The sequence below is a fragment of the Candidatus Spongiisocius sp. genome (assembly GCF_965221825.1).
Taxonomy (GTDB): domain Bacteria; phylum Actinomycetota; class Acidimicrobiia; order Spongiisociales; family Spongiisociaceae; genus Spongiisocius.
On record NZ_OZ244917.1, the window covers coordinates 176,355 to 201,643 of the forward strand.

The 25,289-nt window shown below is 67.2% G+C and carries 28 protein-coding genes; 21 read left to right on the forward strand and 7 right to left on the reverse strand.

Features of this window, described 5'->3' with window-relative positions:
• The first annotated feature begins 105 nt into the window (after positions 1–105).
• The 7 genes from ACOQPD_RS00760 to purN all read left to right on the forward strand — a co-directional run bounded on the left by ACOQPD_RS00760 (position 106) and on the right by purN (position 7,116).
• Complete coding sequence (locus tag ACOQPD_RS00760; protein ID WP_420613004.1) at positions 106–1,068, forward strand: phosphoribosylaminoimidazolesuccinocarboxamide synthase; 963 nt, start codon at positions 106–108, stop codon at positions 1,066–1,068.
• Between the two features lie 66 nt (positions 1,069–1,134).
• Entirely contained in the window at positions 1,135–1,596 is a 462-nt protein-coding gene (purE, locus tag ACOQPD_RS00765; RefSeq protein WP_420614410.1) for a 5-(carboxyamino)imidazole ribonucleotide mutase, read from the forward strand.
• Complete coding sequence (locus ACOQPD_RS00770; protein ID WP_420614411.1) at positions 1,596–2,759, forward strand: 5-(carboxyamino)imidazole ribonucleotide synthase; 1,164 nt, start codon at positions 1,596–1,598, stop codon at positions 2,757–2,759. The genes purE and ACOQPD_RS00770 overlap by 1 nt, the downstream gene beginning before the upstream one ends.
• Entirely contained in the window at positions 2,756–4,189 is a 1,434-nt protein-coding gene (gene purF / locus ACOQPD_RS00775; protein WP_420613005.1) for an amidophosphoribosyltransferase, read from the forward strand. The genes ACOQPD_RS00770 and purF overlap by 4 nt, the downstream gene beginning before the upstream one ends.
• Before the next feature lie 4 nt (positions 4,190–4,193).
• Complete coding sequence (gene purD, locus ACOQPD_RS00780; RefSeq protein WP_420613006.1) at positions 4,194–5,510, forward strand: phosphoribosylamine--glycine ligase; 1,317 nt, start codon at positions 4,194–4,196, stop codon at positions 5,508–5,510.
• A complete protein-coding gene (gene purM / locus ACOQPD_RS00785; RefSeq protein ID WP_420613007.1) occupies positions 5,507–6,508 on the forward strand; it encodes a phosphoribosylformylglycinamidine cyclo-ligase in 1,002 nt (333 codons plus the stop codon). Before purD ends, purM begins: the two co-directional genes overlap by 4 nt.
• On the forward strand, positions 6,505–7,116 hold the full coding sequence (purN, locus tag ACOQPD_RS00790; protein WP_420613008.1) for a phosphoribosylglycinamide formyltransferase: 612 nt from the start codon (positions 6,505–6,507) through the stop codon (positions 7,114–7,116). The genes purM and purN overlap by 4 nt, the downstream gene beginning before the upstream one ends.
• 20 nt (positions 7,117–7,136) lie before the next feature.
• Here the strand turns inward: purN and ACOQPD_RS00795 are convergent, their stop codons facing one another.
• Positions 7,137–7,427 (reverse strand): NIPSNAP family protein, encoded by a 291-nt coding sequence (locus tag ACOQPD_RS00795; RefSeq protein WP_420613009.1) that lies wholly within the window; start codon positions 7,425–7,427, stop codon positions 7,137–7,139.
• A gap of 67 nt (positions 7,428–7,494) precedes the next feature.
• Complete coding sequence (locus ACOQPD_RS00800) at positions 7,495–8,502, reverse strand: NAD(P)H-dependent glycerol-3-phosphate dehydrogenase (RefSeq protein WP_420613010.1); 1,008 nt, start codon at positions 8,500–8,502, stop codon at positions 7,495–7,497.
• Positions 8,503–8,588: 86 nt separating this feature from the next.
• Between ACOQPD_RS00800 and ACOQPD_RS00805 the strand changes: the two genes are divergently transcribed.
• The 5 genes from ACOQPD_RS00805 to ACOQPD_RS00825 all read left to right on the forward strand — a co-directional run bounded on the left by ACOQPD_RS00805 (position 8,589) and on the right by ACOQPD_RS00825 (position 12,097).
• Positions 8,589–9,650: a DUF933 domain-containing protein gene (locus tag ACOQPD_RS00805; RefSeq protein ID WP_420613011.1), complete on the forward strand. Its 1,062-nt coding sequence runs from the start codon at positions 8,589–8,591 to the stop codon at positions 9,648–9,650.
• A gap of 39 nt (positions 9,651–9,689) precedes the next feature.
• Positions 9,690–10,601, forward strand: a complete 912-nt coding sequence (locus ACOQPD_RS00810; protein ID WP_420613012.1) for a DUF368 domain-containing protein — start codon at positions 9,690–9,692, stop codon at positions 10,599–10,601.
• Positions 10,602–10,694: 93 nt separating this feature from the next.
• Complete coding sequence (locus tag ACOQPD_RS00815) at positions 10,695–10,862, forward strand: hypothetical protein (protein WP_420613013.1); 168 nt, start codon at positions 10,695–10,697, stop codon at positions 10,860–10,862.
• 93 nt (positions 10,863–10,955) lie between these two features.
• Positions 10,956–11,726 (forward strand): c-type cytochrome, encoded by a 771-nt coding sequence (locus tag ACOQPD_RS00820; RefSeq protein WP_420613014.1) that lies wholly within the window; start codon positions 10,956–10,958, stop codon positions 11,724–11,726.
• Positions 11,727–11,812: 86 nt separating this feature from the next.
• Positions 11,813–12,097 carry a DUF4242 domain-containing protein gene (locus ACOQPD_RS00825; RefSeq protein ID WP_420613015.1) on the forward strand — a complete coding sequence of 95 codons (285 nt, stop codon included), beginning with the start codon at positions 11,813–11,815 and terminating at the stop codon, positions 12,095–12,097.
• Between the two features lie 320 nt (positions 12,098–12,417).
• On the opposite strand, the gene ACOQPD_RS00830 is transcribed toward ACOQPD_RS00825, so the two are convergent.
• Positions 12,418–14,196, reverse strand: coding sequence for a PQQ-dependent sugar dehydrogenase (locus tag ACOQPD_RS00830; protein ID WP_420613016.1), 1,779 nt, complete (start codon positions 14,194–14,196; stop codon positions 12,418–12,420).
• A gap of 31 nt (positions 14,197–14,227) precedes the next feature.
• The gene (locus ACOQPD_RS00835) at positions 14,228–15,070 is read right to left on the reverse strand and encodes a nitrilase-related carbon-nitrogen hydrolase (protein WP_420613017.1); all 843 of its coding nucleotides are present in this window, start codon (positions 15,068–15,070) and stop codon (positions 14,228–14,230) included.
• 99 nt (positions 15,071–15,169) lie between these two features.
• On the opposite strand from ACOQPD_RS00835, the gene ACOQPD_RS00840 reads away from it, so the two are divergent.
• The 9 genes from ACOQPD_RS00840 to ACOQPD_RS00880 all read left to right on the forward strand — a co-directional run bounded on the left by ACOQPD_RS00840 (position 15,170) and on the right by ACOQPD_RS00880 (position 22,682).
• Positions 15,170–16,117: an N-carbamoyl-D-amino-acid hydrolase gene (locus tag ACOQPD_RS00840; protein ID WP_420613018.1), complete on the forward strand. Its 948-nt coding sequence runs from the start codon at positions 15,170–15,172 to the stop codon at positions 16,115–16,117.
• A gap of 442 nt (positions 16,118–16,559) precedes the next feature.
• Entirely contained in the window at positions 16,560–17,888 is a 1,329-nt protein-coding gene (gene thrC, locus ACOQPD_RS00845) for a threonine synthase (RefSeq protein WP_420613019.1), read from the forward strand.
• 173 nt (positions 17,889–18,061) lie between these two features.
• Positions 18,062–18,241: a type II toxin-antitoxin system HicA family toxin gene (locus tag ACOQPD_RS00850; protein WP_420613020.1), complete on the forward strand. Its 180-nt coding sequence runs from the start codon at positions 18,062–18,064 to the stop codon at positions 18,239–18,241.
• Complete coding sequence (locus ACOQPD_RS00855; protein WP_420613021.1) at positions 18,238–18,456, forward strand: hypothetical protein; 219 nt, start codon at positions 18,238–18,240, stop codon at positions 18,454–18,456. The genes ACOQPD_RS00850 and ACOQPD_RS00855 overlap by 4 nt, the downstream gene beginning before the upstream one ends.
• A gap of 143 nt (positions 18,457–18,599) precedes the next feature.
• Positions 18,600–20,060, forward strand: a complete 1,461-nt coding sequence (locus ACOQPD_RS00860; RefSeq protein WP_420613022.1) for a pyridoxal-phosphate dependent enzyme — start codon at positions 18,600–18,602, stop codon at positions 20,058–20,060.
• A 358-nt stretch (positions 20,061–20,418) separates the two neighbouring features.
• Entirely contained in the window at positions 20,419–20,673 is a 255-nt protein-coding gene (locus ACOQPD_RS00865) for an AbrB/MazE/SpoVT family DNA-binding domain-containing protein (protein WP_420613023.1), read from the forward strand.
• A complete protein-coding gene (locus ACOQPD_RS00870; RefSeq protein ID WP_420613024.1) occupies positions 20,670–21,083 on the forward strand; it encodes a PIN domain-containing protein in 414 nt (137 codons plus the stop codon). Before ACOQPD_RS00865 ends, ACOQPD_RS00870 begins: the two co-directional genes overlap by 4 nt.
• Before the next feature lie 130 nt (positions 21,084–21,213).
• The gene (locus ACOQPD_RS00875; protein WP_420613025.1) at positions 21,214–21,774 is read left to right on the forward strand and encodes a Uma2 family endonuclease; all 561 of its coding nucleotides are present in this window, start codon (positions 21,214–21,216) and stop codon (positions 21,772–21,774) included.
• A gap of 110 nt (positions 21,775–21,884) precedes the next feature.
• On the forward strand, positions 21,885–22,682 hold the full coding sequence (locus tag ACOQPD_RS00880; RefSeq protein WP_420613026.1) for a phytanoyl-CoA dioxygenase family protein: 798 nt from the start codon (positions 21,885–21,887) through the stop codon (positions 22,680–22,682).
• Positions 22,683–22,730: 48 nt separating this feature from the next.
• Here ACOQPD_RS00880 and ACOQPD_RS00885 read toward each other — a convergent pair whose 3' ends face one another.
• The 3 genes from ACOQPD_RS00885 to ACOQPD_RS00895 all read right to left on the reverse strand — a co-directional run bounded on the left by ACOQPD_RS00885 (position 22,731) and on the right by ACOQPD_RS00895 (position 25,281).
• Positions 22,731–23,777 carry an alpha/beta fold hydrolase gene (locus ACOQPD_RS00885; protein WP_420613027.1) on the reverse strand — a complete coding sequence of 349 codons (1,047 nt, stop codon included), beginning with the start codon at positions 23,775–23,777 and terminating at the stop codon, positions 22,731–22,733.
• A gap of 72 nt (positions 23,778–23,849) precedes the next feature.
• Positions 23,850–24,794, reverse strand: coding sequence for an alpha/beta hydrolase (locus ACOQPD_RS00890; protein WP_420613028.1), 945 nt, complete (start codon positions 24,792–24,794; stop codon positions 23,850–23,852).
• Between the two features lie 52 nt (positions 24,795–24,846).
• The gene (locus tag ACOQPD_RS00895; RefSeq protein ID WP_420614412.1) at positions 24,847–25,281 is read right to left on the reverse strand and encodes a pyridoxamine 5'-phosphate oxidase; all 435 of its coding nucleotides are present in this window, start codon (positions 25,279–25,281) and stop codon (positions 24,847–24,849) included.
• Positions 25,282–25,289: the final 8 nt, after the last annotated feature.

Consider the following 25,289-nt stretch of genomic DNA (forward strand, 5'->3'; position numbering starts at 1 on the left):
CCCGATAGCCGGCAACGGAACGGCAGGTCGACACGTGGCGGGCCAACCCATCCCCGCCGTTCTCGGCATGCTCCTAAGGCGCCCGGCCTCGACCTCGGCTCGGCGATGGCCCGCCCGTTCACCGGGATCGACCCCGCCGCCGTGGAGGACATCGGTCCGGTGGTGCGGGGCAAGGTACGCGACGTGGTGGATCTGGGTGAGCACCTGGCGCTGATCGCCACCGACCGCCTGTCCGCGTTCGACCGGGTGTTGGGGACGGTCCCGTACCGGGGCCAGGTTCTCAACCAGCTGTCGGCCTGGTGGTTCGACCGCATCGCCGACCTGGTCGCCACGCATGCGGTCGCGACACCGGATCCCAACGTGATGATCGCCCGTAAGTGCCGACCGCTGCCGGTGGAGGTGGTGGTCCGGAGCCGGCTCACCGGCAGCACCGGCACCTCGCTTTGGACCATGTACGCGGCCGGCACCCGCCACGCCTACGGCATCCGCCTCCCGGACGGGCTGCGGAAGAACGATCCGCTGCCCCGGCCAGTCATCACTCCCACCACCAAGGGAGCTGCGGGTGCCCACGACCGGCCGATCACCGAGCGCGACATCGTGGAGGATGGCCTGGTGGAGGCAGGGACCTGGGAGGAGATACGGAGCGTGGCGCTCGCCGTGTTCGAGCGGGGCCGGCAGGCGGCCGAGCAGGCGGGCCTGGCGCTGGTCGACACCAAGTACGAGTTCGGGCTCGACCCTGACGGCCGCGTCGTCATCATCGACGAGGTACACACACCCGACTCGTCGCGCTTCTGGCGGAGCGCTACCGTCGAGGAGCGCCGCGCCGCCGGCGCCGAGCCCGAGAACCTGGACAAGGAACTGGTGCGCCTCGCGTATGCCGCGCAGGGCTTCACCGGTGACGGCGACCCCCCACCGCTCGGCAGCGACCTCGCCGCCACGGCCGCGCGAGCGTATCTGGAAGTGTTCGAGGCCCTTACCGGCCGGCCGCTCGCGCCGGCCCCCTACCCGGCAGCACCGCGAGCCGTCGCGGCGGTGCGCGCCTACCATATGCATTACCGCACTCCCTGACGGCCGCGCCGCGAGCGACAGGGTAGGAGCAACAGCGTGACCGATCGACCACTCGTCGGGGTTATCATGGGCAGCGAGTCCGACTGGCCCACCATGCGCCGCGCCGCCGAGGTGCTTGAGGACTTCGGTGTTCCGCACGAGTGCCGGGTGGTCTCCGCGCACCGCACGCCGGACCTGATGGTGAACTACGCCGAATCGGCTTCCGGGAGGGGACTCCAGGCCATCATCGCCGGCGCGGGGGGTGCCGCCCACCTCCCTGGGATGGTGGCCGGGCACACCATCGTCCCGGTGATCGGCGTTCCGATCATGAGCAGGGCTCTGAAGGGTATGGACTCGCTCCTGTCGATCGTCCAGATGCCCGCCGGGGTGCCGGTGGCCACCATGGCGATCGGGGAGGCGGGGGCGGCCAACGCCGGGCTCTACGCTGTGGCCGTCCTGGCCCGCAACGATCCGCAGCTGGCGGAGCGGCTCACCGCCTACCGTGCCGGGCGAGCCGCCGAGGTCATGGCGAGCGAGCTCGAGCTGTGATGGCACCCGTTCTGGCGCCGGGCGCCACCATCGGCATCGTGGGTGGCGGGCAGCTCGGAAGGATGCTGTCCTTCGAGGCGCACCGGCTCGGGTACCGCGTAGCTGTGCTGACCGGAGGGGCCAAGGACACTCCGGGTGGGCGGGTCGCCGAAGTCGAGGTGGCGGCCGGTTATGACGACGACCAGGCCCTGGAGCGCTTCGTCGACCTATGCGACGTCATCACCTGGGAGTTCGAGAACGTCGAGGTAGGTCTGCTGGGGGAGTTAGCCACCCGCGCGGGCGTACCCGTGCGGCCGGCCGGGCGGGTCATAGCGGCTGCCCAGGACCGAGTTCGCGAACGGCGCGCCCTGATGGCGGCCGGGGCTCCAGTGGCTGCCTTCCGAGAGGTCACCACCGCGACCGAGCTGGTCCGGGCCATGGAGGAGCTCGGGCCGCCGGTGATCGCCAAACGAGCCCGGTTCGGGTACGACGGCCGAGGCCAGGTACGGCTGACGGCAGTGGATGAGGCCGCAGCGCGCCAGGTGGTCGGCGGGCTCGACGGCGAGCGCCTGGTAGTCGAAGAAGTGGTTCCCTTCGATGCGGAGATCTCGGTCATCGTGGCTCGCGGGATCGACGGCGACGTGGCCCATCATGGCGTCATGGAGAACGTCCACGTCGACCGCATCCTCGACACGACCGTCACCCCCGCCTTGTCGGTTCCTCCCGGCGTGACCGCCTCAGCGCTGGAACTCGCCACCGCGATCGCCCGTCACCTCGACCTGGTCGGAGTACTTTGTGTGGAGATGTTCGTGACGGGTGAGGACTTGGTCGTCAACGAGATAGCACCCCGGCCCCACAACAGCGGCCACTGCACCATCGAGGCGGCCCCGACCAGCCAGTTCGCACGCCAGCTGCGGGCCATATGCGGCTTGCCCCTCGGTGACGGGGCCTGCCGCCCGGCGGCCATGGTCCAGCTTCTCGGGGACCTGTGGGGCGACGGCTCCGCCCGGCCGCCCGACTGGTCGGCTGCGCTGGCCGACCCCGGCGTTCACATCCACCTCTACGGCAAGGAGGAGGTGCGGGCCGGCCGCAAGATGGGCCATATCACATGTACCGACACCTCCGCCGAGCGCGCCCTTGAGCGGGCTCTGGCGGCCCGGCGCAGACTCGGGCGCCGGTCATGATTCCCGGCGCGGACCGGGACAGCCCACGCGAGCAGTGCGGGGTGATCGGCGTCTACGCGAGGGATCGGGAGGTGGCCCGGATCGCCTTCTTCGGGCTCTTCGCCCTCCAACATCGCGGTCAGGAAGCCGCCGGGATCGTCAGCTACGACGGTCGTTTCGCCCATGTGCACAAGGGCGAGGGCCTGGTCGGCTCGGTCTTCAACGAAGACGTCCTGGCCGGTCTGAGAGGCGACGCCGCCATCGGCCACACCCGCTACAGCACCACCGGTGGATCGACCCTCCGCAACGTCCAGCCCTATGTCATCGAGACCATCGACGGTCCCCTGGCGGTCTCACACAACGGCAACCTCGTGAACGCGCCGCGGCTCCGCCGGGAGCTCCTGGAGAGTGGCGTCGGCCTGCAGACCTCCTCCGACACCGAGTTGATGGCGCACCTCCTGGCGGCGGCGCAAGGTAGCCGCCTGGACCGGATCCGCTCGCTCATGCAGAGGGCCGAAGGGGCCTACTCGCTGGCCATCCTCACCCGCGAGGCCGTCTACGGAGTACGGGACCCCTGGGGGTTCCGTCCGCTGGTGATCGGGGAGATCGAGGGCGGCTACATCCTGGCTTCGGAGACCTGCGCCTTCTCCACAACGAGGGCCGACTTCGTGGCGGAGTTGCAACCGGGGGAGATCGCCCGCATCGACGCCCGCGGTCTTCACATCAGCCCGGGCGGCCCGCCGCCACCGCCGCGCGCTTTCTGCACCTTCGAGCACATCTACTTCTCCCGGCCCGACACCGTGCATGACGGGAAGCTGGTGCACAGCGTCCGCCAGCGTCTCGGCCGCCAGCTAGCCCGCGAAGCCCCGGTGGAGGCCGACCTTGTCCTGTCGGTCCCCGACTCTGGGACACCCCACGCGGTCGGGTTCGCCCAGGAGGCGAACCTGCCCTACACCGAGGGGCTGATCAAGAACCGCTATGTGGGCAGGACCTTCATCGAGCCGACCCAGGATCTGCGCGACGCCGGGGTCGCCATGAAGTTCAATCCGCTCCGCGACAACCTCGCCGGCCGGCGGATCGTGATGGTCGACGACTCGATCGTGCGGGGAACGACCGGCGGGCAGTTGGTGCGTATGCTGCGCGACGCCGGGGCCTCGGAGGTACACGTCCGGGTGGCTTGTCCGCCGATCATCAGTCCCTGCTACATGGGGATAGACATGGCCACCCCGGATGAGCTGATCGCCTCCCGCCTGTCGGTGACCGAGATACGCGACGAGATCGGCGCCGACTCGCTCGCCTTCCTGTCGCTCGAAGGCCTGATGCAGGCGCTGGACGCCGAGGACGGCTTCTGCAACGCCTGCTTCACCGGCCGGTACCCGTTCCAGCCGGAGCGCTTCGTTCAGCTGCAGTTCGGTCAGAAGGACCGGTTCGCCTCCGTGTGGGGAGAGTGAGTTCGTGACCGCGGTGCTCGTGGTGGGCGGTGGCGGCCGCGAGCATGCGATGTGCCGTTCCCTGGCCCGTTCCGCCCGGGTGGAACGGATCCTGGTGGCGCCCGGCAACGCCGGCACCGGCCAGGAGGAACGCTGCGAGAACGTGGCGGTTGGCGCCGGCGACGTGGCCGGCCTGGTGAGTCTCGCCCGGCGCGAGTCGGTCGATCTGGTGGCGGTGGGTCCTGAGGCTCCGCTGGCTGCAGGTCTGGCAGATGCGCTGGAGGCGGTCGGCATTCCTACCTTCGGGCCGGGCGCGGCCGGCGCCCGGCTCGAGGCCTCCAAGGCTTACTGCAAGACGTTCCTCGACACGCTGTCGATACCGACCGGTGCCTCGGCTACCTTCTGCGAGGCCACTGCGGCCCTGGATTACCTCGACCAGCTTCCCGCGGTCCCCGTCATCAAGGCGAGCGGTCTGGCGGGGGGCAAGGGCGTGGTGGTGGCCGAGACCCGTGGCGAGGCGGCCGCGGCAATCCGCGCCATGCTGGTGGAGGGACGGTACGGGGAAGCGGGCCGCGAGGTGGTGGTGGAGGAACGCCTGCGCGGTGTCGAGGTGTCGGTGCTCGCGTTCTGCGACGGCGCCGACTTCGCCGTCATGCCGGCGGCGCAGGACCACAAGAGGCTGCTCGACGGGGATGCCGGACCGAACACCGGCGGGATGGGCGCCTTCGTCCCGTCCCCGGTCGCCACCGGTGAACTGCTGGCCGGAGTCGGCGACCGGTTCATCCGCCCCACCATCGAGGCCCTCGGCGAGGCAGGCACGCCCTACCGGGGTGTCATCTATTTCGGGCTGATGCTCACGGCCGCCGGCCCGAAGGTGCTGGAGATCAACTGCCGCCTGGGCGATCCCGAGACCCAGGCCGTCCTACCCCTCCTGGAGGGGGATCTATTCGAGATCATGCTCGCCTGCGCCACCGGCTCGCTGGGTGGCCTTCCCGTCGAGTGGTCGCCGGCGGCCTGCGCCACCGTGGTGATGGCATCCGCCGGCTACCCGACCGCCCCGGCCCGCCCCGTGCCCATCACCGGCCTCGATCGGGCGGCCGCGGAGGGATGCGTGGTGTTCCACGCCGGAACCGACCGCATGGGCGGCGTGACCCGCGCCACCGGTGGCCGGGTGCTGGCCGTCACCGCGCTCGGAAGCACCCTGGAGAAGGCGACCGAGCGCGCCTACGCAGGGGTGGCGGCCATCTCCTTCGAGGGCGCCCACTACCGCACGGACATCGGCCGCCCTTCATCTGCTGCCGCTACCGGAGCGGCTCCATCCCCGATGGCGGTCGGCGGATGATCACCTATCGCGACTCCGGGGTCGACATAGACGCAGGTAACCGGACCGTCGACCTGCTGGCCTCGTCGGTCGCCTCCACCGCAACCGACGAAGTGCTGGACGGCGGGGGTGGCTTCGGCGGCATCTACGCGGCCGACCGGCTCGGACCGGGCAAGGTGCTGGTGGCCTCCACCGACGGGGTCGGCACGAAGGCCGAGTTGGCCGGACGCCACGGGCGCTGGCGCGGCGTGGGGATCGATGTGGTGAACCACTGCGTCAACGACATCCTGGTGGTCGGCGCCGAGCCGTTGTTCTTTCTCGACTACATCGCCACATCGCGGCTGGTCCCCGAAGTGGCTGCGGACATCGTGGCCGGCATCGCCGAAGCCTGCCGCGCGGCGGGCTGCGCCCTGCTGGGAGGCGAGACGGCGGAGATGCCGGGGGTCTACCGGCCGGGCGCGGTGGACATCGCCGGGACGATCGTAGGGATGGCGGACCGCGACGACCTCTGGCCCCGCTTGGACGAGATCGGGGAGGGGGACCTAGTCGTCGGCCTGCCCAGCAGCGGGCCGCACACCAACGGGTATTCGCTGATCCGCCGCCTGCTGGACGGCCGGGAACCGGCGCCGGACCTGCTCGACGGCCTGCTGGCGCCCCACCGCAGCTACCTGCCGATGGTGCGCTCCATACAAGCCGGAGGAGTGGCCCCGAAGGCTCTGGCGCACATAACCGGCGGTGGGCTGGTCGACAACCTCCCCAGGGTGCTGCCGACCGGCCTGGGAGCGACGGTCGAGCTGGGATCGTGGGAGGTGCCGGAACCCTTCGGCACGCTGGTGTCCTGGAGCGGGATCGACGACGGCGAGGCGTTCCGGACGTGGAACATGGGTATCGGCATGGCGGTGGTGATCGACCACGGCCTAGGTTCGCGGGCCGTCGAGTTGGGCTGCCTGGAGATCGGATCGGTCGTACCCGTCGCGGACGGGGATGAGCGGGTGGTGTTCGCCGGGTCGTGGCGGTGACCCGCCGGCTCGTAGTCCTGGCATCCGGATCGGGCACCAACCTTCAAGCACTGATCGATGCGGTCGAGGCGGGTCGGCTCGGAGCCGAGGTGACCAGGGTGATCGTCAACCGCCGTGGAGCGCAGGCTCGCCGCCGGGCCCGCCAGGCCGGCATCCCCGAGGAATGCCGCCTGCTCGGACCGTATCTCCAAAGCGCCCCCGATCGCGTGGCCGCCCGCCGCCGCTACGACGCCGACCTGGCCGGCGCGGTGGCAGCCGGGCAGCCCGACCTGGTCGTGCTAGCCGGATGGATGCACCTACTGTCCACGGTGTTCCTCGACCGATTCCCGGAGAGGGTGGTCAACCTCCACCCGGCGCTACCCGGGACGTTCCCCGGCGCCAACGCCATCGAGGACACGTGGACGGCATACCGCGCCGGAGTAATCGCCTCGGCGGGGGTGATGGTTCACTACGTGGTGGACGAGGGGGTGGACGACGGCCCGGTCATCGCCGCCGAGGAGGTACCGATCCTCCAAGAGGACACGATCCACACCCTCACCGAACGGATCCATCGAGTGGAGCACCGGCTGCTGGTCGACTCGGTGGCCACGCTGCTGGAAGGGCACTGACGGGGCAGCCACCTGCGCTACTAGATCGGGGTCAGCATCCTGGTGTCGAGCCTGGTGATGTAGTCCATTGGGTTGAACGACATCTCGTCGCGACGAGGATCGGCATAGTAACGCTTGTCGACTTCCTCGAAGGGCTCCTCCCCGTCGTAGTGGACGATCCACACGTACTGGTAGGACTCTTCGACGATCCATGGGCCGCTGCGCCGGAAGCCGTGGTCCAGGCGGATGGGCAGGAGCTCTTCGTCGACTTTCGCGGCGAAATCTTCCATCGTTCCCTGCTTGATGTCATAGATGCGGAGTTGGGCGCTCATATTCCCATCGTACAGCAGTGCCTCCGATCCGCTCCCGGCAGGTCCGGATGAGCGAACCGGTGGAGGGTCAGGCGATACCGTGGCCTTCGTGCCGCGGCGTCCGGTCCATGAGCCTCTTCATCGCTTGCTGGACGGTCTCCCCCTCGTAGAGGATCCTTCCCACCGCCTCGGCGATCGGCATCTCCACCCCGTGCCGGGCTGCGAGCTGGAGTACGGCCTCGGTGGTCCGCACCGCCTCGGCGATCGTCTTCATCCCCGAGGTGATCTCACCTATCTCGCGTCCCTTACCCAGCTGGTATCCCACCTGGTAGTTACGGCTGCTCGGGCTCCCGCTGGTCGCCATCAGATCGCCCACGCCGGCGAGGCCTCCGAAAGTGAGAGCCTCTCCACCGAGAACAACGCCCAGCCGAGTCATCTCCGCCAGGCCGCGCGTCGCCAGGCCGGCCATGGTGTTCATCCCGAATCCCAGGCCCAGCGACACTCCCGCCGCCAGGGCGATGACGTTCTTGGTGGCGCCGGCCACCTCCACCCCTATCAGGTCCGGGTTGGTGTACACCCGGAACCGGGACGTGCCGAGGATGGACTGGATTTCCTGGCCCACCGTCCGGTCGGCTATGGAGAGGACCGTGGCCGCCGGTTGGCCTTGCATGATCTCTTCCGACAGGTTCGGACCGGACAGGGCGCCCACCCGGCTCGGATGATGGCCGTCCAGCACGTCCAGGGTGACTTGCGACATGCGCAGTCCGGTGGCCACCTCGATGCCCTTAGCGAGGCTGATTACCGGTATGGAGGTCGGGATGACGCCGCTCGCCTTCTCCAGGACGTCTCGGTAGCCGTGCGACGGAACCGCGACCAGCACTGCCGCTGCTCCGTTCACCGCCCGGGTGAAGTCGGTGGTGGCGGTGATCCGGTCTGATAGGCGAACCCCGGGAAGGTATTCGGCGTTCTCTCGGTCGTTGTTGATGGACGACGCCAACTCAGGCCGCCGGGTCCACAACCCCACGGATGCATTGGCTGAAGCGAGAGTGGCGACGGCCGTTCCCCATGATCCCGCCCCGATTACCGCTATGCGCATGACAGGCAATCGTAGATGGTTCTCGACCCGGCTGGCGCCGCCAGCACCGCCGAACCCGAGCATTTTATGGGTACCCTCAGCGGTTCATGACCCGCGCCGGCCTCCTCGGCTTTCCCAACGTCGGCAAGACCACGCTGTTCAACGCCTTGACCGGTCTGGAGGCGTTTACCGCGCCGCACCCTTACACCACCGCCGAACCGAATGTCGGGACGGTCAAGGTGCCCGACTCCCGCCTCGAACGACTCGCGGACCTGGAGAACTCGCGCAGGGTCACCCACGCCGGCCTGGAACTGGTCGACCTCCCGGCCGTCCGGTCCGGTTCGATCCGGGGGCTCGGTGCGGGACGGGAGCCTGACGTGCTCCTGGCGGTGGTGCGGGCTCACGACTCGGGTGCGGTCCCGGTCGATGAGCACGGGACGGATCCGGTGGGCCAGGCCGAGGACCTGCTGGTGGAGGTGGCCATGTCCGACTTCGAGATGTTCGAGCGCCGCAAGGAGCGCCTCCGGAAGGAGGCCGCCGCCGACCCGTCCCTGCGCCCGGCGGCCGGAGCGATCGCAAGGGCAACGGAGCGGCTGGGCGAGGGAACCCCGCTCCGGCAACCTACCTGGTCGGACATCGAGCTACGGGCATTCCGGGACATGGCGCCCCTGAGCTTGCTGCCGTGCGCGTGGGTGGTCAACGTCTCCGAGGACGATGGCGGGAGCGACATGCTGGTCGGACAGGTTCGCGAGGCTGTACCGCCCACCGATCAGGTGCTGGCGGTCTCGGCCCTCATCGAGGAGGAGGTGGCCGGCCTCGAGGCGTCGCAGCGAGCCGAGGTCTACGAGGGGCTCGGTCTGGGAGAGGGCGCACCGGCCCGGGTGGTGCGGACCGTCTACGACGCGCTCGGGCTGGTCACCTTCTACACGGTCAACCGGAGGGACGCCAGGGCATGGAAGGTTCCCGCCGGTACCGGGGCGCGGGAGGCCGCCGGCCGGATCCACTCGGATATGGAGCGGGGATTCATCCGGGCCGAGGTGGCCACGATCAGCGAGGTGATCGCGTGCGGCGGCTGGGCCAGTGCCAGGTCGGGCGGCGCCGTGCGGGTCGAAGGCAGGGACTACGAGGTCCGTGACGGGGACGTGATGATGGTGCGGTTCTCGGTATGAGACCGGTTTCGTGATTGCCCATCACGGCGGGCCGCGCAGATGAACCGTCCCGTCCGTCCTTCCGTCACCGGCCTGGTGCTTCTGGCTCTCCGCGGTTTCGCGATCGGATCGGCTGACCTGGTCCCGGGAGTGTCGGGTGGGACGGTGGCGCTGGTCACCGGCATCTACACGCGCCTGGTGTCCGCGGTCGATTCCGGCGCCCTCGCGGCCGGGAGAGTATTGAAAGGGGACTTCAGGGGCGCCCTGCGGGCCGCGGGACGGGTCGACCGGTGGTTCCTGGCACCGGTCGTGGCGGGCGCGGCTATCGCGGTCCTCTCGCTGGCCCGGGTGGTAGAGGACTTGTTGCGGGACCATCCCGTCCGGATGGCCGCCGTCTTCTTCGGCCTCATCGCCGGGTCCGTCTGGGTGGCGTGGCGGATCATCCGTGAGCCGGGTGGGCTCCACGGCATGGTGGCGGGGACCGTCGGCATCGCATCCTTCGTCCTGTTCGGGTTGCGGTCGTCAGTGATCGCAGACCCGCGCTGGTATGTATTCGTGGGCGCCGGCGCCCTGGCCATCTGCGCGTTCATCCTGCCCGGTGTGAGTGGATCGTTCCTGTTGCTGGCGATAGGCATGTACCAGCACGTGCTCGCGACCATCAACGACGCTCGTCTCGCCCATCTGGCCGGCTTCGCAATCGGTGCGGCCGTCGGGCTGGGCCTCTTCTCCCGGTTCCTCCACCGGTTGCTGGATCAGCACCACGATCTGGTGGTAGCCGCCATGGTCGGCCTGATGCTCGGCTCGTTCCGCATCCTGTGGCCCTGGCCCGCCGGACTCGGCGACGAGACCGGCGCCGGCGCCACCGTCCTGGGACGGCCCGGCCCGGACCTGGCCGTGCCGGTGGGATTGGCCGCCGCCTCCGCCCTCGTGGTGGTGGGCATCAGCGCCTGGGTCCGGCGCCGAGCCGGCTGACCACCACATGTCCATCGAAATACTGGATTCCGGATCGGGAGCGTGCCTGATGCAAGTCGGTACGGACGGCGGGGTATCTCAACAATCCCGTACTTGCCCTGGACAGCCGGCGCCAATGCCTGGGCCGGGCTGGAGGCTTCCACCGTGGCCGGCCGGATGATGGAAGGGATGACGGACGGTTCCATAGTGCTGATGCACCCGAACGCCGAGACGGTGCAGGCCGTCGAGATCGTTCTCGATCGGCTCTCCGGCGCGGGATAAGGTACGAGCCCGTATGCCAGATCGCCGAGCCTGCCTCACCTCCGATTCCTCCCGGCTGAGCGGTCCGCAGTTCCGGATGGGAGGAGACTTTCGATGAAGGCGGAGTCCCCGTGCCCACGCTACGGCGGTCGTCCTGCGATGGCCTTGCTCATCCTCGTGTTGGTAGCCGCCGGTGGCTGCGGCGGTGCGGAACGGCCGGCCGATCTGGAGGCGGGCACTGTCAGCCCGACTACCGGAGTAGCCACCACGACCACCCGCGTGAACACCACTACTGCGCCGGAAACCACTCAGGGAACGCAACCGGCCGGCACGCCGGCGACCGTGTCCACCTCTGTGCCGGTGACCACCGAACCAGCCCCGCCGAACACGACCACGCCGGAATCCACCGGCGCCACCACCGAGTCGACGACCGCTGCCGGCGCCGCGCCATCGACCGCGCCCGACTCGACATCTGCGGACGAGAGCGGGGCCACAACCACGGAGGCCCCCGTGACAGTCGAGTCGACGACCACCACCACACAGCGGCCTACCACGACCACTACTCGATCATCAACTACCACCCAGGCGCCGACCACTACTCGAGCACCAACCACCACCACCACGACGACGACCACCACGACGACCACCACCACCCAGCCGGCCGTCGACGGCTCGGCCGTATACGCGCTCAACTGCGCCGTTTGCCACAACGAGGCCGGGGAAGGTGGTACCGGCGCGGACCTCCAGCAGTCGACCCTAGCTCTGGCCGAGGTGACGTCGGTCATCGTCAACGGACGCGGCAAGTTGATGCCCGGCTGGGATGACATACTCACGGCCGCCGAGATCGAGGCCGCGGCTCGATATGTCATGACGCTGCGGGAATGAGGCCCCACCCGGGCGCGGCCGGGTTACACATCCAAGGCTCGATGAATCAGGGCTAGAGTCGGGGTGAGAGACGCCAAGGGAGGACCATGCGACGCTTCGTCATCGAACGGGACATTCCTGACATCGGCTCGGCCGAGCGCGAGCAGTTGCGCGGCGCGGCCGGACAGTCCAACTCGGTCCTGCGAGCGATGCAGTCCGAGGGCAAGCACATCCAGTGGGAGCACAGCTACGTGGCTGGCGAGAAGACCTTCTGCATCTACGTGTGCGACAGCCCGGAGTTAATCGACGAGCACGCCGAGCGCAGCGGCTTTCCGGCGACGGTGGTCACCGAGATCGGCAAGATCATCGACCCGACCACCGAGAAGAGTTAGCCGTCCTGAATCGTCGGTCGTCTGGCTTGTGACCAGGTGAACGGCGCACCGATCGATCCGGCACCATATTGCCTACCGGGTCGGCCCGTCATCCGACGACAAGGGGGTTGAAAATGTCACACCCCCGCCATAGGTTGTCGGATGACCGTAATTACCAGCGGCCCGAAGTCGACCAGGCCGTGTGAGGGATCATTTCGTTCGAGGCATCCCACCCGGGTAGGGCAGGACGCGCTCGACACCAAGGTGGCGGCGGTGGGGGAGGGCCCGGCGGGTCGGGGCCCGGTTGTCGCGATTTTCGCATTCTTTCCCGGTACAGGACGCTAGTTCGGGACGATCTTCCAGACGGCCCAGCGGTCCAGCACGTACAGTTCTCCGTGCCCGTCTACGCCGAACGACCAGACGTACCTGGATAGGTCCACGCTCCGGGACCAGTCGTAGTGCTCGGTCACCCGACCGTCGTAGACGAAAGTGCGGATCCATCCGCCGATGAAGTCCGCGTAGAAGTACCTTCCGGTCATCTCGGGGATGGCGGAGCCGCGATAGACGTAGCCGCCGATGACCGCTAGGCCCTCGTCGTGGGAATATGCGACCTGGGGGATGAATAGCCCGTCCATATTGCAGCCGGAGGGAGGCTCGTAGCAGGCTGTCCCCTCCATGGTGTCCCACCCGTAATTGATCCCGGCGAGGGTGGCGTCGGCGACGTTCACCTCCTCCGCGGCCACGTGGCCCACATCGCCGATGTAGACGTACGGACCGTCGAAGCTGAATCGCCACGGATTTCGCAGCCCGTAGGCCCACACCTCCGGCAGGCCGTCCGCCCCGTCCGCGAAGGGATTGCCGGGCGGGATCCCGTAGGCAGGATCCGCGCCGGGATCGACGTCCACGTCGATTCTCACGATGGTTCCCAACTCGGTCTGCGGGTTTTCGCCGTGCTCGAACGGATCCCGGTATCCGCCACCGTCTCCGACCGCGATGTAGAGGAAACCGTCAGCCCCGAACTGCATCTGCCCACCCTTGTGGGTCGCCAATGTGGGGCTCTGCTCGAACGTGATGATGTGGCGGGCCGTCGACGGATCAGCCCGGTCGGGGTCGGAAGCGTCGGCCAGGTACTCGTATACCCGGCTGTGCCCGTCCGGACCGATGGCATCCGTGTAGAAGACGTAGAACTTGCGATTGGAGTCGAAGTCGGGGTGGAAGGCCAGACCTAGCATCCCCTCTTCGGGTCCGCCTTCAACCACGCTGTCCCTGAGGTCGAGGAACGGCTCAGGCAGGAAGGCGCCGTCGCTGATGATGCGGATCCGCCCGTCCTTGGTGACCAGGAACAACCTGTCGTCCCCCGCCGGCGCCTGGAGGTCGGTGGTGCCGCCCTTGATGTTCTCCACCACCAGTTCCAGTCGCCAGGGCGAGGTCGCCGGAGGCCGGGCAGGTTCCAGTCCGAGCGCACGGGCGAGGAAGGAAGCCATAGCGGATCTGCGGACATGGTCGCCCGGGCAGTAGCGACCGGTGTCGCAACCCTGGGTGATACCGTTCTCGGCCAGGATGTTGATGGCGTCCTCGTGCACGGATCCGTCATCGTCGGTGAAATGGTCCGTGGTCGCCGGCGACAGACCGGCGATGGAGCGGACCAGCAGCGTTGCCATCTGCGCCCTGGTGAGCAGGTTGGCGCCGCAGTAGAGGTCATCACCGCAGCCTTGCGTGATGCCGGCCGCGGCGATGCGGTTGATGGCGTCCTCGTGGACGCTTCCGTCGTCGTCCGAGAAGAAGTCCGTGTCCGTGTCCGGCAGCTGTAGGCCCCGGTCCAGGAAGGAGGCCACCTGGGCCCGGGTGATCTCCTTGCCCGGGCAGTAGAGGTTCTCGCCGCAGCCTCGGGTGATGCCGGCTACGACCAAAGCCTCGATGTTCTCCTCGTGGACGCTGCCGTCGTCATCCGTGAAGGTCCCACTCGGCCCCGGATACTGGACGCCGTCGGCGCCGAACGCCGGCGGGGCGCCGATGAGCAAGGCGACGACTGTGACCAGGGTGATCAGCCGCGATGACCGGCCGATGGGGCTCTTCCCCCCGGAGAGGTCGGAGGACGGGGATAGGGACCGGCGTTGCATCAGATGATGCGGGATCGCAGGGTCGCCCGGCTCACGGAGACGAGATCTGGTCGTATGTCTCGGGGCGGCGGTCCCGGTAGAAGGCCCAATGATGCCGTACCTCCTCGATCAGGTCGAGGTCCAGGTCGCGCACCACCACGTCGTCGGCGGTATCGGAGCCCGTGCCGCCGATGATCTCGCCGCGCGGCGATGCGAAGTAGGAGCTCCCGTAGTAGTCGGTGTCCTCCAGGTCCTCGCTCCCGACCCGGTTGATGGCGCCGACGAAATACTCGTTGGCGACCGCGGCGGCCGGCTGCTCCAGCTCCCACAGGTACTTGGAGTGTCCACGGGTCGTGGCGGAGGGGTTGAAGACGATCTTGGCGCCGGCCAGTCCCAGCTCTCGCCAGCCTTCCGGGAAGTGGCGGTCGTAACAGATGTACACGCCTACCCGCCCCACCGCGGTGTCGAACACCGGGAAGCCGAGGTTGCCGGGACGGAAGTAGAACTTCTCCCAGAACCCCGCCACCTGAGGGATGTGGGTCTTGCGGTACTTGCCGAGGAAGGCGCCGTCGGAGTCGATGACCGCGGCGGTGTTGTAGTAGTGGCCGGTGTCCTCGACCTCGAAGATGGGCACGACCAGCACCATCCCGGTCTCCCTGGCGAGATCGATCATCTTGGTGACGGTGGGTCCGTCCGGGATCGGCTCCGCGGTGTCGAAGTGCTCGTTGCGCTGCTCGGTGCAGAAGTAGGGGCCGCTGAAGATCTCCTGGAAGCACAGGATCTGCGCGCCCTGGGCGGCGGCCTGGCGGGCGTACTCGATGTTCTTGGCGACCATCGATTCCTTGTCGCCGGTCCATTCGCTCTGAACGAGAGCAGCCCTCACTACATTCGACATTCCTAGGCCTCCCTTTGCCACCCGAGGTATCCCCGCGAAGGGGGAGTGTCATCTCACTTTACAAACTGTAAAATGAGAGAGCCAAACAGAGGAGCGATGGTGCCAAGACGGATAACGGTCGGAGCCGGACAGATGGGCGCTATAGCCCGCGACGAGTCGAAGGGCGAGGTCGTCGATCGCCTGATGGCGCTCCTCCAGGAAGCCGGGGAGCAGGGGGTGGACCTGCTGGTCTATCCGGAGTTGGCGATGACCACGTTCTTCCCCAGGTGGTTCGTGGAGGACCCCGCCGAGTTCGACCACTACTACCACCGGGAGATGCCCGATCGGCACACGAAGCCGCTGTTCGACGAGGCCCGCCGCCTCGGCATCGGCTTCGCCCTCGGTTACGCCGAACTCCACACCGACGACGATGGCGTCGAGCACCGCTACAACACCTACATGCTGGTTGAGCGGGACGGCTCGGTGGTCTCCAAGTTCCGCAAGATCCACATTCCGGGCCATGCCGACTACGAGCCCTGGCGCCAGTTCCAGCACGCCGAGCGCCACTACTTCGAGCCCGGCCCGCACGGTTTCGGCGCATGGAACGCCTTCGAAGGCGTCGTCGGGATGGCCATCTGCAACGATCGCCGCTGGTCGGAGACCTATCGGGTGCTGGGTCTGCAGGGCGCCGAGCTGATCCTCATCGGGTACAACACGCCGCTCTACTACTCGCCCGATCCCACCCAGAACGCCCTGTCCGGGTTCCACAACCATCTGGTCATGCAGGCCGGTGCCTACCAGAACGGAGCCTTCGTGGTCGGGGTGGCCAAGGGAGGCTTCGAGGAGGGTGTGGAGAGCCTGTCCCAGAGCGTGATCATCGCCCCGTCAGGCCAGATAATCGCCCAGGCCATCACCCTCGAGGACGAGCTGATCACGGCCAATATCGATCTGGACTTCTGCGAGACCTACAAGGGCACCTTGTTCAACTTCGACTACTACCGCATGCCCGAGCACTACGGCCTGGTCACCGAGCAGCGCGGCGCGGTGCCGCCCCCGGCCGACGACTGATGGCGCACCTCCTCGGGGTTCGATCAACCGGCCGACAACCGTGCCCGGGCTTCCCACCTGCGTGGCCCGGTTGCCGAGCTCTTCATCCGCCCGGCCCGGCGCCGGAGAACGCGAAAACCGCCCCGGACGCGCCACCAGCCCTTCGGGCTACCCACCCCCGCCTCCACCGATCCAGGTCCGGCCGCGCCGGCGGGTGGGCGGAATGGAGCTCTCATCGAGAGCGGAGAGTCGCCCGCTCCTCCCACGGAGACCCGTGTTGCTAACCCGTGTGGAGCGTTTACCCGTCCGGCGCAGTCCGGATGATCACCAGGTCCGGACCCGGTGATGTTTGTTGAGACATCTTGTAATATGCGGGTAGTCGGCAGCAATTTCAACCCCCTTTTTTTCGCGTTTACGATCCGGCGCTCCCAAGCGGCCGTCGTCGGCTCCGGAGCCGGGTGACGTGTTCCTGACCGGCCTGCGTTGCACCGTTTGCTCCGACACGTACCAGCCGGTGCCCGGCCGGTACGTCTGCGACAGCTGCGGGGAGGTGGGCACGCTCGACGCCCGGTACGACTACGCCGCAATCGCCAGGGCGCTGACACCCGGTGGCCTGGCCACCGATCCGGACCGTTCCATGTGGCGTTACCGACCGCTGCTCCCGGTCGCGCCCGACGTCGCTGTCTCCGCTCTGGGAGTGGGGGGCACCCCGCTCATCGAGGCGGAGCGGCTGGCACAGCGCTGGGGGGTGGAGCGCCTCTGGATCAAGGATGAGGGCCGCCAACCCACCGCATCCCTCAAGGACCGGGCCTCGGCAGTGGCGCTGGCCAGGGCCGCCCAGGAGGGTGCCGGGACGGTCACCACCGCGTCCACGGGCAACGCCGCCGCCGCCCTGGCGGGTCTGGCGGCCGGGACCGGTCAGATGGCGGTGATCTTCGTCCCGCAGACGGCGCCCGAGGCGAAGGTGGCCCAGTTGCTTGCCTACGGGGCCTTCGTGATGCTCGTGGAGGGCACCTATGACGACGCCTTCCGGCTGTGCCAGGAGACCGTGGGCCGCTTCGGCTGGTACAACCGCAACACCGGGATCAACCCCTACGTGGGGGAGGGCAAGAAGACGGTGGCACTGGAGATCGTCGAGCAACTGGGCTGGGAGGCCCCCGATGCGGTCTTCGTGAGCGTGGGGGACGGGTCGATCATCGGAGGGGTGCATAAGGGCCTTCGGGATGCTCTGAAGCTGGGGTGGATCGACCGGATGCCCCGCATCTACGGCGTCCAGGCGGCCGGCAGTTCCTACCTGGTCGAAGCCTGGCTGAAGGGGGAGGATGTGAGGACGAAGCCGCCGGTCAATGCCAGCACCGCGGCCGATTCGATCAGTGCCGATCTGCCCCGCGACCGGGTCAAGGCGATGGCGGCGGTCGTGGAGACAGGCGGGGGATGGGTGGTGGTCGATGACGAGGCCATCCTGGAGATGATCCCGATCGTGTCGGCCGATTCCGGGATCTTCCCCGAGCCGGCTGCTGCGGCGGCCTTCGCCGGGCTGGCCGAGGTGGTGGCCGGGTCGCAGGAGAGGGTTCCGGGACTGGCGGCCTCCGACCGGGTGGTGGTCATCTCCACCGGATCTGGATTGAAGGACATTCGCGGGGTCATGCGAGGGATCGACCGGATCGGCGCCGTGCCGCTGCCAGTGCGGCCGGGGCCGGACGGGCTGGACCCCACCGAGATTTCCGCCAGAATGGAACAGTGGATCGAGCGACTAAGGAAGCGAAGCGAGAATGATCGATCTGACCCTTGATCGGGTATCGAAACAAGGGGGTTGTTCGAGTCGCGGTTCGGTGATACAACGGCCTTATGATCCAATGGCACAGATGCCGACCAGGTGCAGCGACACTTCTGTCATGTGGCGAGGTGGTCGTAGTCCGTACGGTTCATGGCGACTGTTAACCTCCCGTGAAGAGGCGGAAGCTCGTGCGGCGACTACGCGTCATCGCGAGGTCGGCCGACACAGAGTTCAAGTTCATCCGTGAGGGTCGTAGCCACCAGATCTGGACGATCGGCGGCGAGCGGGTGTACATCCCCCGCCATCGCGAGGTCAACGAACATACAGCCAGGGCAATCCTCAAGGAAGCCAGAAAGGCCGTCCGATGACAACTCTCGGTGCCACCGATACCTACCAGGCCGAAGCCTTCGCTACCGCCGATGGTTGGTGGGCAGTCCGGGTGGTAGGACTGAAGTTCGGGTTCACACAGGCGGCGCGCTTCGATGACGTCGAGGAATCCGCACGCGATTTGATCGCCTGCTCACTAGACGTGGATGAGGCCGAGGTTGGAGAGATCGTTGTCAGCGAGAGGGTATGGTCGTAGTCCGTCTCCTGCCGGGCCGGCCATGATCCGCGACCGGGCCCGACTCGATCTGAACCATGGAGACCAGATTGCCCCGCAACGAGCAAGGGGCTCGACCCTGAAGAACCGCTACCCGGCCCAACCAGGCCGAAGGACGCCCGAACATGATCGATCTGACAGTTGATCCGACCACCCTCGAGTCGGTAGCGGCCCACACCCGGGGCCGCCAGGTGCGCATCCCCACCTTTGCCCAGATGCGGGATCCGGCGCTGATCCCGTCAGACGTCCGGCAAGGGCTGGCGAAGATCGGGCTGTGGGACCTGCACCCCCTGAACCTCTTCCGGATCACCTGGCACAACCAGCCCGTCGCCCGCGGGGGAGGCTTCGGAGGCGTCAACTACGTGGAGTGGCCCCCGGAGCTAACCGGGACCGAGGCCCGGATCATCTCTCTGGTGGGCAAGTGGTTCCCCACCGGTGCGCACAAGGTGGGCGCGGCCTTCGGATGCCTGGTGCCCCGCCTAGTCACCGGACAGTTCGATCCCGGATCGCAGAAGGCGGTCTGGCCGTCCACCGGCAACTACTGCAGGGGAGGCGCCTACGACTCCAACCTCCTGGGCTGCGAGTCGATCGCCATCCTCCCGGAGGGCATGAGCCGGGAGCGCTTCGAGTGGCTGCAGACGGTGGCGGGGGAGATCATCAAGACGCCCGGTTCCGAGTCCAATGTCAAGGAGATCTTCGACAAGTGCAACGAGCTGGCCGCCTCCGGCGAGGACCTGGTGATCTTCAACCAGTTCGACGAGTTCGGCAACTACCTGTGGCACGTGTCGGTCACCGGTCCGGCGGTTGAAGAGGCGCTGGCCGAGGTGATGGGGGAGAGGGACCGGTTCCGGGGCTTCTCGGTGACCACCGGGTCGGCCGGGACCATCGCCGCCGGCGACTACCTCAAGCAGCGCTTCCCGGGGTCGGTCATCGCCGGTGGGGAGGCCATCCAGTGCCCGACCATGCTGCTCAACGGCTTCGGGGAGCACCGCATCGAAGGCATCGGCGACAAGCACATCCCCTGGGTTCACAACGTCAAGAACACCGACTTCGCCATCGGACTGGATGACGAGGCCGCCATGTCGCTGACCCGCCTTTTCAACGAGGCGGCCGGACAGGACTACCTGGTGTCCCGAGGAGTCGATCCCGACGTCATCGAGAGCCTTCCCCTGCTCGGCATCTCCGGCGCCGCCAACCTGCTGTCCGCCATCAAGCTGGCCAGGTATTACGAGATGACCGGCCGGGACATAGTGGTGACCATCGCCACCGACTCGATGGACATGTACCGGAGCAGGCTCCACGAACTGAGCGAGGACCGGGGGACGTTCACCACCCACGATGCGGTGGCCGCGTTCCACCAGCACCTGCTGGGGGCGTCCACCGAGCACGTCCACGAACTCGGCTACTACGACCGCAAGCGCATCCACAACCTCAAGTACTACACCTGGGTGGAGCAGCAGGGCAAGACCTACGAGGAGATCCAGGCCCAGTGGTACGACGACGACTACTGGACCGGCATCCGGGCTCTGGCCGACCCGATCGACCGCCTGATCGAGGAGTTCAACTCCCTGACCGGCCTCGGCTGATGCCCGGCAACGGGTCCGATACGGCCCCGCACGGTCTCTGATGTCGGGCGGCAGATTCGAGGTGGCCGGTTGGGCCCTCTTCTCGGTCTCGGGAGTCCTGTTCCTTGTCGCCGCGCTACGGGCCGGTGACGCACTCCTCCTGTGGGGCTCGATCACCTGGCTGCTAGGAGTCGCACTCTTTCTGATAGGCCTCCGCGGTCGCAGATGACGGCGCGACGTCGCCCACGCTGACAGCCGACATGGTTGACTCTCCCAACTAGCACCCCTAGCTTGCCGACATCAGGATCCATGCAATGAGAAGGCGGTATCTCATTGTATGTATCAGAGACCATTGGAGGACAGGATGCGGAGCTTCACGATGTCCACCACACAACGCAATCAGGTAACGATACCCGCCGAAGTATGGCACCATCTCGGTATCGAGCCGCGGGACAAGGTCTCGTTCGCTATCGAAGACAACGGTACTGTCCGGCTGCGCAAGGCGCCGTTCACACTGGAGACGGCATACGGATCGGTCAAGGCCCTGGAGGGCCATAGGGATCTTGATGACATCATCCGGATGGCTAAGGAAGAGAAGGCGGCCGATCTGGTCGGCGAGATGAATGAGTTGTGAGGTACCTGGACACCAACATCACCATCCGGTATCTGACCAGGGACGACGAGACGAAGGCGGCCGCCTGCTACGAGCTATTCGAACGGGTGAGCAACGGACAGGAGGAACTGACTACCTCTGTGGCCACCATCGCCGAGGCTACCTACGTGTTGTCCTCACAGCGTGGCCCGTACCGACTGCAGCCGGACGAAATCGCTGCGAGGCTCCATACCATCGTGTCGCTGCGAGGCCTGGTGATGTCTGACAAGCGGGTGTGTGTCCGAGCGTTGGACGTGTATGCCCAATACCCGTTCCTTGACTTCGCAGATGCTCTGGGGGCGGCCCACATGGAGACCAGGGGGATCAGCCAGATTCTGAGCTACGACCGGGACTTAGATCGGCTTCCCGGTTTGGAGAGAACGGAACCCTAGGTCCGGTCCCTTCCCTTCATCCTGCAACCCGGTAAACTGTGATGACGATACTCCCTAGCATAAGCAGGTAAGTATCGTCTATATCGACTATCAGATAGTGTACAATGACAGGGGCAGGAAACGAGCGAACATGACTACCGCCACTGGTACCAATCTGCTGACCGCAGATGACTTGCTCCGGCTCGACAGCCGGGGTGTGCGCGGTGAGCTCATACGCGGGGTGCTGTACGAGACCATGCCGGCCGGACACGAACACGGCGAAATCGTGATGAATCTGGGCGCGCAGCTGTGGAACTACATCAAGCCTCGGCGATTGGGACGCCTGACCGGCTCGGACGCGGGTGTCTGGCTGGAACGCGATCCTGACACTGTGCGGGAACCTGACGTGGCGTTTTTCTCCGCGGAGAAAATGCCGCCGGGGATGCGAATGACCGGGTATTCGGAGACGGTGCCCGACCTCGTCGTAGAGATCGTGTCGCCTGGTGACAACCGGCGCGAGGTCCGGGACAAGGCCTGGATGTGGCTGAGCCACGGTGTACGTCTGGTATGGGTGGTGAATCCGGCTACGCGCACAGTCGACGAGTACCGCCCCGATCTCGCTGTTTCGACGGTTCTCGAGGACGGCTTTCTCGACGGTGCGGATGTGCTGCCAGGCTTTTCCTGCTCGGTGAGCGCCGTCTTCGCCATCTGAAGCGGCCCACGAGTCCCGCGCGATCAGCAACCCACCTAAGGAGTCGGACCGGAACCGCCGAAGGCGCTCCGCAGTCCAAGATTACGATCTGGCCAAGGAGAACATCGATCATGTCCGACAGCACCATCAGGGAGTCCTACCGCAGGGATGGCTACTACTTCCCGATCCCCGTCCTTTCGACCGACGAAGCCCGGGAGTGTCGCAGGCGGCTGGAGGCCTTCGAGGCCGAGCACCAGGGGTTACCCGAGCAATATCGCTTCAAGACCTACCTGGTGTGGACCTGGCTCGATGGGCTGATCCGGCATCCCCGCATCCTGGATGCTGTCGAAGAGGTCATCGGTCCCAACATCCTGTGCTGGTCGACCGATTTCTTCATCAAGGAGCCGCACGATCCCGGGTTCGTGTCATGGCACCAGGACTCGACCTACTGGGGGCTCGAACCCCCCGAAGTGATCACCGCTTGGCTGGGACTCACCGACAGCACTGAAGAGAACGGATGCGTCCGCGTCGTGCCCGGCACCCACCTGCGGGGCCAGGTTGCGCACCACGACACTTTCGGAGAGGACAACCTGCTGTCTCGAGGGCAGGAGGTGATGGTGGAGGTCGACGAGGGCGAGGGAGTCGATCTCAGGCTGTCTGCCGGGGAGATCTCACTCCATCACGTCCTGGCAGTCCACGGATCCCGGCCGAACGCCTCGCCGGACCGTCGCATCGGGATCGCCTTCCGCTACCTGCCCACCCACGTGCGGCAGACTGAGGGGGTACGCGAGTCGGCCATGCTCGTGCGAGGAATCGACGAGCACGGAAACTTCGACCTCGAGCCCCGACCGCAGGCCGACTTCGATGAGGCGGCGCTGGCGGCCCATGCCGACGCCACGGAGCGTTTCGAGAGATTCGGAGAAATGTAGCTCTAGCCCCGATCCTTCATCGAGGCTGCTGCCCGCTCGTCGGGGACGCTAGATGGACGCCAGGAAGGTGAAGAAGATGTCCGCCCAGCGGTCGGCTGCGTCGATGTGGGGGCCGTGGCCGGAGCCTTCCATCATCTCGATCTCGACCCGTCCTCCGTTGGCGGCGTAGCGCTCCAGCACGTCTCTGATCTGGGTGACCATGGGCTGGGGCGGGAAGACTTCTTCGCCGGGCCATCCGGGGATGATCTCCATCTGGCCGAGGGTGCCCATCTCCCACGCGGAACCGTCAGCCACCACGATGTCGTTGGAACCGTGGGTCCAGAGCACCGGCGGCTTGTCCTCCAGGTCGGGCAGGTCCGCCCAGTTGCAGTACTTGCCGGACAGGGCGTTGAGTATCCCGCGGGTGCCGGGCGCGATCATCGGCCAGTTATCGGAGGGCACCAGATCTCCTGGATAACCGTCTTCTCCGGTGACGGTGAGCAGCACCTCGTCTACCAAGATCTCCTCCCGTTCCTCCGGAAGCCGGTACTCCGGAGACCAGTAGGCGGATGTCATCACGCTGCGGGGCGAGAGGGGCTCGGAGGAACGATCTCCGGAGCCCAGCCGTTGGGTGTAGTCGGGGTTGGCGGTCCCGCCGCCCGTGCCGGCCCAGTCCGGTTGGCAGGGGGTGCCGTCGCGGTGGGTGCCTCCGTACCCGAACGGGGACACGGGGTCGATGAGTGTGAGGGAGGCGGCCGGGTGGCGCATCGCGTAGGAGGCGATGGCGGCGCCTCCGGTCGACCATCCCACCAGGTGGGGAGGCGTGTCGATTCCCAGGGATTCGAGCAGCGCCCGGGTGTCCTCGGCCCAGTCGTCCAGGCCTCGGGTGGCATCGATGGGGGCCGGATCGGAACGTCCGAATGAGCGCATGTCGGGGGCGATGAAGAGGTACCGGTCGGGTGCGTCACCCCAGAGGTGCTCGTAGAAGCGCCCGGTGGACAGGTTTCCGTGGATCATCACCACCGGGATGCCGTCGGATGGGCCGGATCGGTAGTAGTGGGTGCGGAGCCGGCTCGTGGTGATCGAATGGGCTTCCACGCCAGGCAGCAGGTTCATCGTTTCGACCTCCCTCGGTACGGGGCAGTGGGGTCGGCCGATCTTATCAAGCGTCCTTGGGGTCTCGATCGATCAGCTCTCGCCCAGCACGGCGTTCAGAAACCGATGCATCCGTGAGCGGGCTGCCCGTCCGTAGTCATTGTCGAACAGGTCGAAGGCGTGGATGCCGCCCGGCCAGACGTCCAGGGATGCCCGGTTGCCCGCCGCCTTCCATCGGGCGGCCATGAACAGCGTGTCGTCCAGCATCGGGTCGAGGCCTCCCACCGTGAAGAGAGCCTCGGGCAACCCCGCCAGGTCGGCCCAGATGGGGGAGAGGTCGGGGTCTTTCAGGTCGTGTCCTTGGGCGAACAGCTCGACGAACCAGTCGATGGAGGAGGTGTTCAGTATCAGCGGCTGGTCGCCGAAGGCTCTCATGGAGGGCGTGCCCCTCAGGTCGAAGCACCCGTAGGTGAGCAGGGCGGCCCTGAAGGGTGTCAGCCCGTGACGATCACGCAGCCGGACGCAGGTGACGGCGGTGAGATGCCCGCCCGCCGATTCCCCGCCTATGGCCACCAGTTCCTGGCCGAAGGTGGCGGGACCGTTCTCCAGGAGCCAGAGGGCGGTCGCCTCGCAGTCGTCGGGGGCGGCCGGGTAGGGGTGCTCCGGCGCCAGGCGGTAGGAGGTCGACACGGTGACCAGGCCCGTCTGGTCGGCGAGTGACTCCATGAGCGGATCGTGATGGTGGGGTCCTCCCCACGTCCATCCACCGCCGTGGATGTGGAGGAAGATCCCTCCGGGTTCTCTCCCCTCCGGCTGGATGGTCCGGAGGGTGATGGGGCCATCGGGTCCGTCGATTGTGCGCACCGACGCTCGGGTGGACAGCCGGGGCCGTCCCAGGATCGACCTCCCATCCTCCCTGGCCTTGCGCCCTGCCGCAGCCCCCACTTTGCGGAGGGGCGGTGCGTGGCGGGTCTGGTCCGCAACCCACGCGTTGAATGCCAGCACCTCGTCGGGCGCTTCGGAAGGGATCGGGGTCATCAGGGGTGGTCCGCTCCCGGTAGCGAAGATCTACGAACGATGTCCGGAGTGTTCAAGCCGAGCCCATGATCCGTGCGGGGTGGACGAAAACCGCCGTCCGGCGTTCGGCGGCCATCACGCGGTCGTACTCATCCCAGTCTTCGTGGGTGCCGCCCGCGGCCGTGAACACATCCCTGAGCAGTTGGGGAATCCCTGACGGGTCGAAGCCATCAAAGTGGTCGTCGGGGCCGATGGCGGTGGTGGTGCCCTCCACGCCGATCCACGACCAGCCTGACTTGAACACGACTGTGGCTTTCGGGGTGTGCCGCCAGTGGCGGAGCTTCACGGTGTTGCCCCGCACCACCAGCGCCACCGATTCCGCTCCGGTGACCGGGTGGTCCATCACCCCGGCGTTCACCAGGGACGAGTGCACCGAGCCATCCGGTCGGGCGAAGGAGACCACGGCCAGACCCTGATCGGCCGAGACGAAGCGCCGGACATCGTCCATGGACAGGA